We start from the raw sequence: 13,228 nt of genomic DNA on the forward strand, positions 1-13,228 counted from the left end.
CCGGGACGCAGCAGTCCCCGGGTCCCCGGCGCTCCGCGGTTCTCCCCGGGCTTCGCCGTCCGGGGAGGGACCGTGGATCACCGGTGACCCGGGGACTCCGTCGAGCGTGGGGTCAGAGACCCTGCAGGATCTCCCGCATCAGGGCGGCGGTCTCGGACGGCGTCTTGCCGACCTTGACGCCGGCGGCCTCGAGGGCCTCCTTCTTGCCCTGGGCGGTGCCCGCACCGTCGGAGACGATGGCGCCGGCGTGACCCATGGTCTTGCCCTCGGGGGCGGTGAAGCCGGCGACGTAGCCCACGACCGGCTTGGTCACGTGCTCCTTGATGTACGCCGCGGCCTTCTCCTCCGCGTCGCCACCGATCTCGCCGATCATCACGATCGCCTTGGTGTCGGGGTCGTTCTCGAACGCCTCGAGGGCGTCGATGTGCGTGGTCCCGATGATCGGGTCGCCGCCGATGCCGATGGCGGTCGAGAAGCCGAAGTCCTTGAGCTCGAACATCATCTGGTAGGTCAGCGTGCCGGACTTGGAGACCAGGCCGACCGGGCCGGAGCCCGAGATCGTCGCCGGCGTGATGCCGGCGAGGGCCTCGCCCGGCGTGATGATGCCGGGGCAGTTGGGACCGATGATCCGGGTCGCCTTGCCCTGCGCGTAGGCCCAGAACTCCGCGGAGTCCTGAACCGGCACGCCCTCGGTGATGATGACCAGCAGGCCGATCTCGGCGTCGATGGCCTCGATGACGGCGTCCTTGGTGAAGGCCGGGGGCACGAAGGCGACCGACACGTCGGCGCCGGTCTCCTTGATCGCCTCGGCGACCGAGCCGAACACCGGCAGCTCGACGTCGTTGCCGTCGGGGTCCTGGTGGGTGACGGTCGTGCCGGCCTTGCGGGCGTTGACGCCGCCCACGATGTTGGTGCCGGCCTTGAGCATCAGGCGGGTGTGCTTGGTGCCCTCACCGCCGGTGATGCCCTGGACGATGACCTTGGAATCCTTGTTCAGAAAAATAGACACAGTCTCGTCAGCCCTTCGCTGCGTTCGCGAGCTCGGCGGCCTTGTCGGCCGCGCCGTCCATGGTCGCCTCGAGGGTGACCAGCGGGTGGTTCGCCTCCTGCAGGATGCGGCGGCCCTCCTCCACGTTGTTGCCGTCGAGACGCACGACGAGCGGCTTGGTCGCGTCGTCGCCGAGGATCTCCAGCGCGCCGACGATGCCGTTGGCCACCGCGTCGCACGAGGTGATGCCGCCGAAGACGTTGACGAAGACGCTGTTGACCTGCGCGTCGCCGAGGATGACGTCGAGACCGTCGGCCATCACCTGGGCGGACGCGCCGCCACCGATGTCGAGGAAGTTGGCGGGCTTGACCCCGCCGTGCGCCTCGCCGGCGTAGGCGACCACGTCGAGCGTGGACATGACCAGCCCGGCGCCGTTGCCGATGATGCCGACCTCGCCGTCGAGCTTGACGTAGTTGAGGCCCTTCTCCTTGGCCTTGGCCTCGAGCGGGTCGGCCGCGGCCTTGTCCTCGAACGCGGCGTGGTCGGCCTGGCGGAACTCGGCGTTCTCGTCGAGCGAGACCTTGCCGTCGAGGGCCTCGAGCCGGTCGCCCTCGAGGCGGGCCAGCGGGTTGACCTCGACCAGGGTCGCGTCCTCCTCGGTGAAGACCGTCCACAGGCCCTGGACCATGGCGATCGCCTGGTCGCGCAGCTCGGCGGGGAAGCCGACCTCGTCGACGATCGCGGTCGCCTTGGCCTCGTCGACACCGGTGCCGGCGTCGACGGGGATCTGCTTGACCGCGTCGGGGTTGGTCCTCGCGACCTCCTCGATCTCGACACCGCCCTCGACCGAGGCGATGCACAGGTAGGAGCGGTTGGACCGGTCCAGCAGGAAGGAGAAGTAGTACTCCTCCACCGGCGGCGTGGCCGGCGTGACCAGGACGCGGTTGACCGGCAGGTCCTTGATGGTGAGGGCGAGGATGTCCGTCGCGTGCCCGAAGGCCTCGTCGGGGGTCTTCGCGAGCTTGACGCCGCCGGCCTTGCCGCGACCGCCGGCCTTGACCTGCGCCTTGATCACGGTGACGCCGCCGATCGCCTCGGCGGCGGCCCTGGCCTCCTCGGGGGTCTGCACGACGGTGCCGAGCGTCGTCGACACCCCATGCTTGGCGAAGAGCTCCTTCGCTTGGTACTCCATCAGGTCCACGGGTCGACCGCTCCTTCGATGTTCGTCGGGTGTGGCGGTGCAGGCCGTCCCGGGCGGGCGCAGCCCACCGCCTCGAGCGACCTTAGACCGATTCGGCCGCGGGCGGCACCGTAGGGTGCGCTCGTGGAGCCGACCGAGACCGAGGTCACATCGACCGGGGCGGGCGTCGCCTCACCGTCCGTCACCCTGCAGGTCAGCGAGCGCGGCGAGCGCTCCGCGGAGGTCCACGCGCTGCTGCTGCACGGGTATCCCGACGACCGCCGGATGTGGGACCCGGTGCTCGCCCGGCTGCCCGAGGACTGGCACGTCGTCACCCCGGACAACCGGGGCGCGGGCGGGTCGGCGCGGCCCGCCGGCAGCGCGGCGTACGTCCTGGAGGAGCTGGTCGAGGACGTCGTCGCCGTCCTCGAGGCCACCGTGCCGGACGGCCGCCCCGTGCACCTCGTGGGCCACGACTGGGGCTCGGTCATCGGCTGGGAGGTGGTCGCCGCGGCCACCTGGAACCCCCGGCTCGCGGGCCGGCTGGCGTCGTTCACCTCCGTCAGCGGCCCCTCGCTGGACCACGTCCACACCCGGCTGCAGACCTGGGCGGGCCGCCGGGCCCTGCTCCCCCAGCTGCTGCACAGCTGGTACGTCTACCTGTTCTGCGTGCCGCGCCTGCCCGAGCTGCTCTGGGCCCGGCTCCAGGGCGTGGTGCGGCGCCTGCTCGAGCGTCGCGACCCCACCCTGGCGCTGCTCGACCGCGGACCCGGGCTGCTGGCCAACGCGCTGCCCGGGCTCGGTCTCTACCGCGCCAACCTGCGCCGCACCCCGGCCCGGTGGCGCACCTCGGTGCCGGTGCAGCTGGTGGTGGCGCGCGACGACTTCTTCGTGCGCCCCGAGAGCCTGGTCGGGCTCGAGGCGCGCTGCCGCGACCTGACCCGCGTCGAGGTCGCGACCGGCCACTGGGTGCCCCGCAGCGAGCCCGAGCGGCTGGCCGCCCTGGTGACCGACTTCGCGCGCCGCCACACCGCCGGCTGAGACGATCCGTCGGAGTTCCGCCACACCGGCGCCCGCGGTCCTACGGTCGGCGGATGCGCCCTCACCGCGCGGTCCGCACCACCGCGGCCGTCCCCGCCCTCGCCCTGGCCTCGGCCCTGCTCCTGTCGCTGGCCGCCCCGGTCCCGGCCGGTGCCGCACCCGCCGCGGCCGTTCCCGCGGCCGGTCCGGTCGTGCGGGCCGACAGCACGCCCGGCTACAGCGTCCGGCCCCTCACGGTGCGCGTGGAGGTGGGGCCGCGCGGTGACCAGCCGTGCACGGTCGACGCCGACCTCTACCTGCCCGACGGCGCCAGCGCGCGCCGCAAGGTCCCGGCCATCCTCACCACCAACGGCTTCGGCGGCGACAAGGCCGACGACAACCAGAGCGCGGTCGGACGCGGCTTCGCGCGGGCGGGGTACGCCGTGCTCAGCTACTCCGGCCTCGGGTTCGGCAGGACGACCTGCCAGATCACCCTCGACGACCCGCAGTGGGACGGGAAGGCCGGCAAGCAGCTGGTCGACGTGCTGGCCGGCACCCGGGCCTGGACCTCGCCCGGCAGCACGACGAGGCGCTACCTGCGGATGATCGCGCAGGAACGTCGTGGCGACCCGCGGGTCGGGATGGTCGGCGGCTCCTACGGCGGCCAGATCCAGTACGCCGTCGCGCAGCAGGACCCCCGGGTCGACGCCCTCATCCCGATCATCACCTGGAACGACCTCAACTACTCCCTGGCCCCGGGTCGGGTCGCCAAGCGCCAGTGGGTGGACCTCTTCTTCGGGGCCGGCATCTCCAGCGGCGCCCAGAACGCCACCGCCGACCCGGCCACCATCGCCGACGGCTGCCCCAACTTCACCGACCAGGCCTGCGTCGGGGTCACCAGCCTCAACGCGCTCGGGTACGCCGACCCCGGCACCGTCGCGCTGGCCCGCCACGCCTCGGTCGCGAGCTACGTCGCCAAGGTGAAGGTGCCGACCCTGGTGGTCCAGGGCCAGAAGGACACGCTGTTCAACCTCAACGAGGCCGTGGCCACCTACCGCGCCCTCCAGCGCCAGGGCACCCCGACCAAGCTGGTCTTCCAGTCGTGGGGCCACTCGGGCTCCACCCCGGCCCCCGGCGAGCTCGACTTCGGCGCCGGCTCGCTGCGCGACTCCTACCTCGGCCGGCGCTTCCTGAACTGGATGGACCACCACGTCCGCGGCACCACGGCGCCCACCGGTCCGGAGTTCTCGTGGTTCCGCGACTGGGTCCGCTACGACACCAGCCCCGGCGCCGCCGGTCGGGCGGTCGCCCGGGCCTACGCGACCTCGTCCCGGCTCCGCTGGGACCCCACCTCGACGCTCTACCTCTCCGCCGACGGCACCGCGCAGCCCTCGAGGGTCGGCGTCGTCGCGGGCGGCCAGGCCTACGCCAACGCGGGGCCCGCACCCACCTCCTACTCCGAGACCTCCGGCCTGGAGGGCAACCAGGTCGACCTGCCGCCCACCGACGCACCGGGCACGGCCACCTTCTTCACCACCGCCCCCCTGGACCGCGCGGCCGACCTGGTCGGGTCGCCCTCGGTCCGGCTGCGCCTCGACGCGCCCGCCGCCCGGCTCACCCAGGCCGGTGGACCCTCGGGGCAGCTCGTGCTGTTCGCCAAGCTGTACGACGTGGCGCCCGACGGCTCGAAGGTGCTGAAGAACCGGCTGGTCGCCCCGCTGCGGGTCGCCGACGTCACCCGGCCGGTCACCCTGCGGCTGCCGGGGATCGTGCACCGCTTCGCTGCCGGGCACCGGGTGCAGCTGGCGGTGGCCGCGAGCGACGCGGCGTACGCCGGCAACGCGGCGCCGCAGGCGGTGCGCGTGCTCACCTCTCCGGGCGATCCGAGCACCCTCGGGCTGCCGCTGACCACCCGCCTGGAGCTGCGCCAGCCCTGAGCGGGGCGTGAGGAGGACCACACCCGTGGGGCCGTTTCCCGGCGGCCGGACGACCGTTGGGTCCACCATCGGCGTTATCACGATTTGGTCTCGGACGCGGCCTTGGTTAGCGTGGCGGGTCGTTCGACCTTCACGGAGCCGGGGTCCGTACCCAGTTCGTGGTCGCACACGCACCGATCTCCATCCATCTCACCGAGGGACTTCCGACACATGGGCCAGCACCGAGCAGAGCACCGCGGCTCGCGCCGCGACCGTGCCGACCGCCGGTCACCGTCGTCGGTCGCCACCCCCCGGGCCGCCGGTCGGCGCCGCGCCACGGCCGCGCCCCGCACCACCAGCCTCCTGCCCCGCCTCTCCACGCTGGCCACCGGCCGCCGCCCCGGCGGTGCCGCCGCGCGCTGGCGCCACCGCCTGTCCGTGGTGCCCGGCGCCCTGGGCGTCGTCGCGCTCGTCGCCGCCGGCACCGGGGCCGTCACCGTCGGCGAGCAGGCCCCCGGCGACGCCATCACCGCGTCGGCCGCCGCGCGCGCCATCTCGGCCGGCACCAGCGCCCAGGGCCGGGTCGGCCAGAGCACCGCCGGTGGCAGCGACCGCGAGGCCGCCCTCAGCCGTGACTCCGAGCGCCAGGCGCTGCAGGACGCCGCCCAGGCCCGCCTCGAGCGCGCCGCCGAGGAGCAGGCCGCCGAGCGCAACGCCGAGCTCAAGTCGCTGGGCCGGGCCGCGGAGGCCCGCGCCGGCGAGATCGCCAAGAACCAGTGGGTGCTGCCGACCACCGGCTACCACCTGACCGCCCGCTTCGGGATGGCCGGCGGCCTGTGGTCCTCCGACCACACCGGTCTCGACTTCGCGGCGCCCAGCGGCACCCCCATCGTGGCGATCGCCAACGGCACCATCACCGAGACGGGCTACGCCGGTGCCTACGGCAACCAGACGATCATGACCCTCGACGACGGCACCGAGGTGTGGTTCTGCCACCAGACCACGATCGGCGTGGAGCCCGGCGACAAGGTCGCCGCGGGCCAGCAGATCGGCACCGTGGGCACCACCGGCAACAGCACCGGTCCCCACCTGCACCTCGAGATCCGCCCGGGCGGCGGCGACCCCGTCGACCCGGAGCAGGCGCTGGCCTTCCACGGCCTCACGCCCTGACCCGACCGGTCCGCTCCGCTGGCCGCGGACCACGGCTGGAACCGTGGCGTGGCGCCTACAGCTTCTCGACCGGGGCGTAGCGCAGCAGCAGCCGCTTGACCCCGTCGGCGCCGAAGTCGATGGAGGCCACCGCGTTGTCGCCCGCCCCCTCGAGGGCCACGACCGTGCCCAGGCCGAAGCTGTCGTGCTGCACGCGGTCGCCGGGGTCGAGCGAGGGCACCGCCCGGGCCGCCTTGGCCTTGGTGGCGGCGTCCTTGCGCGCGGTGGCCGTGCCGAAGCGGCGCTGGACCGCTCCGCCGCCGCGCGAGGACGACCCGAACCCGAGCTGGGGGCGGTTCCACGAGGACATCGCCGCCTCGGTGCGGCGCCAGTCAACCAGGTCGACGGGCAGCTCGTCGATGAAGCGCGAGGCGGGGTTGTGCTGCGGCGCGCCCCAGGCCGAGCGGACGACGGCGCGCGAGACGTAGAGGCGCTCGCGGGCGCGGGTGAGGCCGACGTAGGCCAGCCGGCGCTCCTCCTCCAGCTCGACCTTGTCGCCCAGCGAGCGCAGGTGCGGGAAGACACCGTCCTCGAGCCCGGTGAGGAAGACGGTCGGGAACTCCAGGCCCTTCGCCGTGTGCAGCGTCATCAGGGTGACCTGTCCCGGTGACGGCGGCTGGTCGCCCTCCTCGCCGTCCGCGGGCGCGTCGGGGATCTGGTCGGAGTCGGCCACCAGCGAGACCCGCTCGAGGAAGTCGGTGAGCCCGGGCGGCTCGGCCTCGCCGGCCTCCACCTCCGCGGGGTCGGCCGAGGGGCCCACCACGGGGTCGTCGGAGAACTCGCGGGCCACCGCGACCAGCTCGGCGAGGTTCTCCACGCGGGTCTCGTCCTGCGGGTCCTCGGAGTCCTCGAGCTCCTTGAGGTAGCCGCTGCGGGTCAGCACCTGCTCGAGCACGACGTCGACCCGCTCCCCCGCCTCGACCATCTGCTGGAGCTGCTCGATGGTGTCGACGAAGCCCTTGATGCTGTTGAGCGAGCGGGTCGCGATGCCGGGGGCGTCCTCGGCGCGCTGCAGGGCCTCCCAGAAGGTGATCCGGTCGCGGCGGGCCAGCGACTCCACGCAGGCCTCGGCCCGGTCGCCGATGCCGCGCTTGGGGGTGTTGAGCACCCGGCGCAGCGAGACCGAGTCGGCCGGGTTGGCCAGCACGCGCAGGTAGGCGACCGCGTCGCGGACCTCGCGGCGCTCGTAGAAGCGCACGCCGCCGACGACCTTGTAGGACAGGCCGACCCGGATGAAGACCTCCTCGAAGACCCGCGACTGCGCGTTGGTCCGGTAGAAGACCGCGACGTCGCCGGCGCGCACGCCACCCTCGTCGGTGAGCCTGTCGATCTCCTCGGCCACGAAGCGGGCCTCGTCGTGCTCGTCGTCGCCGACGTAGCCGACGATGCCGGGCCCCTGCCCCGCGTCGGTCCACAGCTGCTTGGGCTTGCGGCTCTCGTTGCGGCTGATCACGGCGTTGGCGGCGGTGAGGATGGTCTGGGTGGAGCGGTAGTTCTGCTCGAGCAGGATGGTGCGCGCGTCGGCGAAGTCCTGCTCGAAGTCCATGATGTTGCGGATGTTGGCGCCCCGGAAGGCGTAGATCGACTGGTCGGCGTCACCCACCACCATCAGCTCGGCCGGCTCGACCTCGTCCTGGGGCACGCCCGTGGTGGGCTCCTCCAGCTGGCGGGCGCACAGCTCGTGGATGAGGGCGTACTGCGCGTGGTTGGTGTCCTGGTACTCGTCGACGAGCACGTGGCGGAAGCGGCGGCGCCAGTTCTCCCGGACCGCCGGGAAGGCCCGGAAGAGGTGGACCGTCATCATCAGCAGGTCGTCGAAGTCGAGGGCGTTGGCCTGGCGCAGGCGGCGCTGGTACTCGCCGTAGGCCGCGGCGTACATCTCCTCCTGGCCGTTCTGCGCGTCCTTGGCGGCGTCCTCGTGGTCCTGGAGCTCGTTCTTGGCGTTGCTGACCCAGTTGAGGATCGAGCGCGGCGGGAACTTCTTGACGTCGAGGTCGAGGTCCTTGCAGACCAGCGTCATCAGCCGCTTGGAGTCGGCCGCGTCGTAGATCGTGAAGCTCGACTTGAACCCGAACTTGTCGATCTCCTTGCGCAGGATCCGCACGCAGGCCGAGTGGAAGGTCGAGACCCACATGATCCGGGCGCGGCCGCCGACCAGGTCCTCGACCCGCTCGCGCATCTCGGCCGCGGCCTTGTTGGTGAAGGTGATGGCCAGGATCGAGCCCGGGTGGGCGCCGCGCTCGGAGATCAGCCAGGCGATCCGGCGGGTCAGCACCCGGGTCTTGCCCGAGCCGGCACCGGCCACGACGAGCAGCGGCGCCCCCTCGTGCTGGACCGCCTGGGCCTGCGGGCCGTTGAGCCCGTCGAGCAGCTGCTCGCGGGTGGGGCCCCGGCGACGACCGCGACCCGGCTCGCCCCGGTCACGCTCGCCACCACCGTCCGGAGGGGCGACGGGCGGGAGGCCGGGGAGGGGGAACTGCGCGCTCATGTCGGACCCACACTACGTCCGCCGACCGACATCGTCCGGGTCGGCCCACAGGCGTGGGGACGGCGTCGTGCGACCGGCTCTCAGGGGCTGGCTGGGACGATCGTCGCGTGCGCAACCTGGCCGTCACGGTGCTGAGCCTGCTGCTCCTGGGCGGGCTCGTCGTGGTGTTCCCGGGCCTGGTCCCCTCCGCCCTGCGGCCGGCGCTGACCCCCGCCCTGGGCGGCCGGCTCGACCCGGCGCCCGAGGCGCCGAGGAGCGGTGGCACGTTCGCCTTCTCCGCGACCCAGCCCGGCCGCCCCCGCGTGCCGGTGACCTACAGCCCGTGCGACCCGGTGCGCATCGAGCTCAACCTCGACGGCGCCCCCGACCCCGTCGCCGACCGGGCCAGCGTCGAGCGGGCGGTGGCGCGGATCGCCGGGGCCACCGGCCTGCGGCTGGAGGTCGTCGGCGAGAGCACCGACCGGCCCCGCTGGACCGAGGGCCGGGTGCGCCTGGACCCCGGCGTGCTGCGCGACCCCGACCCCGTCCTGGTCAGCTTCGCCGACTCCGACGAGGTGCCGCAGCTGCAGGGCCGCGTCGCCGGCCTCGCGGGCAGCGTCCTGGTCGAGCAGGACGGCTTCCGCCGCTACGTCACCGGCCAGGTCACCCTCGACCGCGACAGCTTCGCCGAGCTGCGCGACCAGCCGGGCGGCGACGAGATCGCGGACGCCATCGCGCTGCACGAGCTCGGCCACCTCGTCGGCCTCGACCACGTCGACGACCCCCGCGAGCTGATGTACGCCACCACCACCGACCAGCGCGACCTCGGCCCCGGCGACCGGCGCGGGCTCGCCGCGCTCGGCCGGGGACGGTGCGGGTAGGGGTCCGGCGGGGAGGTCGGCCGGGCGGCGGCCCGGGTGGATGGCTGGCTGGGGCCGGCGGCCCGCCGTACGCCTGAAGGGACGAACCGGGCGTGCTCGACGGGCAAAACTGCCCGTCAGGGTCCGGTATGCCCGTCTCCGAGGGCAGTTTCCCCGGTCGACCGGGGAAACTGCCCTCCCGGCGACGCCCCCCTACGCCCCCGCGCTCGTCCCTCGCGTACGCCGGGTCAGGTGGCGACCGTGCATGACGCCGACGAGCCGGGGGCCGGCGAGGCCGTGCTCGAGGCGGCGGGCGTTGCGCTTGAGGGGCTGGGCGACGTACTCGCCGAGGATGACGCCGGCGGCGAGGGCGATCGTGGTGGCTGCGGCGGCCGACAGCTGCAGCACCCCGAGGGTGTCGCCCTCGGACATGTAGCTCAGGCCGCGGAAGATCGTCAGGCCCGGGAGCATCGGCACCAGGGCGGGGACCACGACCACCAGCGGGGGCACCCGCACCCGACCGGCGACGGAGTAGCTGAGCATCCCGATGATGACCGCCGCGACGGCCGCGGCCCAGGGCATCGCGGCGCTGGGCTGGAGCACCGAGAGGTAGCCGAGGTGGCCGGCCAGGGTGCTGACCGCGATGGCCGGCAGCGCCCGCAGCGGGGCGTAGCAGGTGAAGGCGAAGGCGCAGGCCGAGATGGCCGCGCCGAGCAGCACGAGCGGCGGCGGGGCGAGCTCCATCAGGCCGGGTCGCACCCCCACCAGGCTGACCCCGAGGGCGGGGGCGATGGCGAGGCCGGCCGAGACGCCGGCGATCAGGCCCGCGGTGGCGAGCAGCGCCTCGATGATGCGGGCGCCGGAGGTGAGGTAGAAGCCGCTCAGGGCGTCCTGGATGGCGCCCATGAACCCGATGCCGGACAGCAGCATCACGATGTTGGCCGTGATCACCAGCGAGGTGCTGACCTGGAAGCCCAGCCGGTCCGCGACCGCGGTGGTGGCGAGGGCGAGCAGCGTCGCCACGAGGCCGCCGGCGATCTGCTGGTAGAACATCGGCCACTGCTCGCGGTTGAGCCGCCGCATCAGCACCGTGATGACCACCCCGGCCAGGAACGCCGTCGCGGTGACGAGCGCGCCGCCGCCCAGGATCAGCGCGATGCCGCCGCCGACGACGCCCGACCCGACGACCGCGGCCGAGGGCGGCAGGTAGTGGTCGGTGGAGTTGATCCACGCCACCCGCCGACGGGCCTCGGCGACGTCGACGCGGTCGCGCATGACGTCGTTGACCAGGCCCTGCACGCGGGTCAGGTCGTCGTAGTCGATGTCGCGCTGGGCGACGTTGCGGGTGAGGAGCACGGGCGGCTCTTCGGGGTCGGACTGGTAGCTCATCCGCAGCAGCGTGAAGGTCACGTCGACGTCGGCGTTGCGCAGCCCGCAGTGCTCGGTGATGCCCAGCATCGTCGCGGTCACGTCGGCCGCGCCGGCGCCGGAGGACAGCAGGATCTCCCCGATCCGCAGGGCTAGGTCGAGGACCCTGTAGGTCTCGCGGGCATCACTCACGGGTGCCATTGTGCGGTCTCCGGGACGCCCCTGCCGAGGCCCTCCGGCGCGGCTGGTGAGGGGTCTCACACGCGCCCGGGGAGGCGGTGGCCGGGGGCGCTGGGCGGGCTAGATCCAGCCCATCCGGCGTGCCACCACGACGGCCTCGTGGCGGTTGGTCGAGCCCAGCTTGGAGGCCGCGCTGGACAGGTAGTTGCGCACCGTCCCGGGCGAGAGGTGGACCCTCCGGGCGACCTCGTCGACGGGCGAGCCGTCGCCCGCCGCCTCGAGGACGTCGGCCTCGCGCGGCGTCAGCGGGGAGTCGCCCGCGGCGATGGCCTCGGCCGCCAGCTCGGGGTCGACGTGGCGTCCGCCGCGGTGCACCGTGCGGACCACCTCGGCCAGGGTCGCCGCCGACGTGGTCTTGGGCAGGAAGCCCCGCACCCCGACCGCCAGCGCCCGCTTGAGGTGGCCGGGCCGGCCGTGGCTGGTGACGATCATGCAGGCGCATCCGGGCAGCTCGCGGTGGAGCAGCTCGGCCACCTCCAGGCCGTCGCGGTCGGGCATCTGCAGGTCGAGCACCGCCACGTCGGGGCGGTGCTGGCGAGCGGCGGCGAGCGCCTGGGCGCCGGTGCCGGCCTCGGCGACGACCTCGAGGTCGTCCTCGAGCGAGAGCATCTGGGCGAGCGCGACGCGGATGAGGTGCTCGTCGTCGGCGAGCAGCACCCGGATCGCGGGCGCGCTCGTCCCTGCCGCGGTGCCAGGTCCGCTCCCCGGGCCGGGTGCGGGCTGGACGTGCTGGTGGTTCGTCATCGGACCTCCCCAGGGCCGACCTTCATCTGACCTCAGCGGGGGTGGTCGCGTCCAGACGGACGCGCACGACGAACCCGACATCGCCACCAGACGCGGACACAACGGCGCCCATCGGGGCCAGGTCGTCCCGCAGCGTGGTCAGCCCCGTCCCGTCCCCCGGGACCGTCGTGCCGGCGCGTCCGTCGTCCTCCACGACGACCTCGCCGCCGGCGTACGCGATCCGGACCCGCGTCGCCGAGGAGTGGCGCAGCACGTTGGTGACGGCCTCGCGCACCACCCGGGCGACCGGCTCGTGCCAGGCCTCGGGCAGCCCGGCCAGGTCGGCCTCGGCCGCGATGCCGGCGGAGCGGAGCAGGGAGACCGCCCCCTCCAGCTCGTGGGACAGGTCGAGCGGCCGGTAGCCGCGGGCGAGCTCGCGCGCCTCGCGCAGCGCGTCGTGGGCGGTGCCCCGGACCTCCAGGATCCGCTCGGCCGAGCGCGGGTCGCCGCGCTCGGCCAGGGTCGCGGCCAGCTCGGCCTGCACCGCGATCGTCGACAGCCGCCGTCCCAGGACGTCGTGGACGTCGCGCGAGAAGCGCAGCCGCTCCTCGGCCACCGCGAGCGCCGCCGTCGTGCGCCGGCCCCGGTCGAGCTCGGTGACGACCCCGAGCAGCCAGATCGAGCTCTGCACGGTGAACAGGAAGAAGCCGGCCAGCCCGAGGCCGTAGAGCGCCATGAAGGGCGTGCCGGCGACCACGGCCAGGGTGACGGCGGAGGCCACCAGGGCCAGCCAGTGCAGCCGGCGGTCGGCGACGGCGCCGCAGCTCCAGCCGAGCGCCCCGACCGCGATCACCGCGACGGCCGTCCCGGGCTGGCGCGGCAGGCTCACCGCCCACGCCGCGAGGGCGGCCGCCACCACGGCGACCGCCAGCAGCGGCGCCACGGGGGTCGGCGCCCCCTCCACCGGCGAGGTGCCGGGCAGCGCCGCCCCCCGGTCCAGCCCGTGCCGCATCACCAGCGTGCCCGCGACCCCGAGCGCCAGCACCCCGAGCGACACCACGGCGGCCCGCGGGGTGTCGCCGAGCCGCGCGGCGGCCCCGAGCAGGCCGCTGGCCAGCAGGAACCAGTAGACGACGTAGAGCGAGCCGCGGGTGTAGACGTCCACGCGCTCCACGTCGGAGCGCCGGGCCCAGCCGGGCACGTGGGACAGGGCGCCGCTCATGGGCCGATCCTCCCACCGGAGCCGGTCCGGGCCCC

General features: G+C 74.0%; 10 protein-coding genes. 4 read left to right on the forward strand and 6 right to left on the reverse strand.

The genetic code is table 11. The features are described from left to right. Positions 1 to 112: 112 nt before the first annotated feature. Both sucD and sucC read right to left on the reverse strand, forming a co-directional pair. On the reverse strand, positions 113 to 1,009 hold the full coding sequence (sucD, locus tag BLU55_RS08325; RefSeq protein ID WP_091728336.1) for a succinate--CoA ligase subunit alpha: 897 nt from the start codon (positions 1,007 to 1,009) through the stop codon (positions 113 to 115). A gap of 7 nt (positions 1,010 to 1,016) precedes the next feature. Continuing rightward, positions 1,017 to 2,189: an ADP-forming succinate--CoA ligase subunit beta gene (gene sucC / locus BLU55_RS08330; RefSeq protein ID WP_091728339.1), complete on the reverse strand. Its 1,173-nt coding sequence runs from the start codon at positions 2,187 to 2,189 to the stop codon at positions 1,017 to 1,019. A gap of 123 nt (positions 2,190 to 2,312) precedes the next feature. Between sucC and BLU55_RS08335 the strand changes: the two genes are divergently transcribed. The 3 genes from BLU55_RS08335 (at position 2,313) to BLU55_RS08345 (ending at position 6,274) form a co-directional block, all read left to right on the forward strand. Next, positions 2,313 to 3,209 (forward strand): alpha/beta fold hydrolase, encoded by an 897-nt coding sequence (locus BLU55_RS08335; protein ID WP_091728342.1) that lies wholly within the window; start codon positions 2,313 to 2,315, stop codon positions 3,207 to 3,209. Between the two features lie 53 nt (positions 3,210 to 3,262). Beyond that, a complete protein-coding gene (locus tag BLU55_RS08340) occupies positions 3,263 to 5,125 on the forward strand; it encodes a CocE/NonD family hydrolase (RefSeq protein WP_091728344.1) in 1,863 nt (620 codons plus the stop codon). A 210-nt stretch (positions 5,126 to 5,335) separates the two neighbouring features. Continuing rightward, positions 5,336 to 6,274, forward strand: a complete 939-nt coding sequence (locus BLU55_RS08345) for a M23 family metallopeptidase (protein WP_197681131.1) — start codon at positions 5,336 to 5,338, stop codon at positions 6,272 to 6,274. 55 nt (positions 6,275 to 6,329) lie between these two features. On the opposite strand, the gene pcrA is transcribed toward BLU55_RS08345, so the two are convergent. Next, positions 6,330 to 8,801 carry a DNA helicase PcrA gene (gene pcrA, locus BLU55_RS08350; protein WP_091728348.1) on the reverse strand — a complete coding sequence of 824 codons (2,472 nt, stop codon included), beginning with the start codon at positions 8,799 to 8,801 and terminating at the stop codon, positions 6,330 to 6,332. 107 nt (positions 8,802 to 8,908) lie between these two features. On the opposite strand from pcrA, the gene BLU55_RS08355 reads away from it, so the two are divergent. Beyond that, positions 8,909 to 9,661 carry a matrixin family metalloprotease gene (locus BLU55_RS08355; RefSeq protein ID WP_157682792.1) on the forward strand — a complete coding sequence of 251 codons (753 nt, stop codon included), beginning with the start codon at positions 8,909 to 8,911 and terminating at the stop codon, positions 9,659 to 9,661. Between the two features lie 192 nt (positions 9,662 to 9,853). Here BLU55_RS08355 and BLU55_RS08360 read toward each other — a convergent pair whose 3' ends face one another. From BLU55_RS08360 to BLU55_RS08370, 3 genes are all read right to left on the reverse strand, one after another. Continuing rightward, complete coding sequence (locus BLU55_RS08360; RefSeq protein WP_091728353.1) at positions 9,854 to 11,209, reverse strand: threonine/serine exporter family protein; 1,356 nt, start codon at positions 11,207 to 11,209, stop codon at positions 9,854 to 9,856. Between the two features lie 99 nt (positions 11,210 to 11,308). Continuing rightward, entirely contained in the window at positions 11,309 to 11,992 is a 684-nt protein-coding gene (locus tag BLU55_RS08365; protein WP_091728356.1) for a response regulator transcription factor, read from the reverse strand. A 22-nt stretch (positions 11,993 to 12,014) separates the two neighbouring features. Continuing rightward, entirely contained in the window at positions 12,015 to 13,193 is a 1,179-nt protein-coding gene (locus BLU55_RS08370) for a sensor histidine kinase (RefSeq protein ID WP_091728359.1), read from the reverse strand. Positions 13,194 to 13,228 lie beyond the last annotated feature (35 nt).

Source organism: Nocardioides scoriae (genome assembly GCF_900104965.1).
Classification (GTDB): Bacteria; Actinomycetota; Actinomycetes; order Propionibacteriales; family Nocardioidaceae; genus Marmoricola; species Marmoricola scoriae.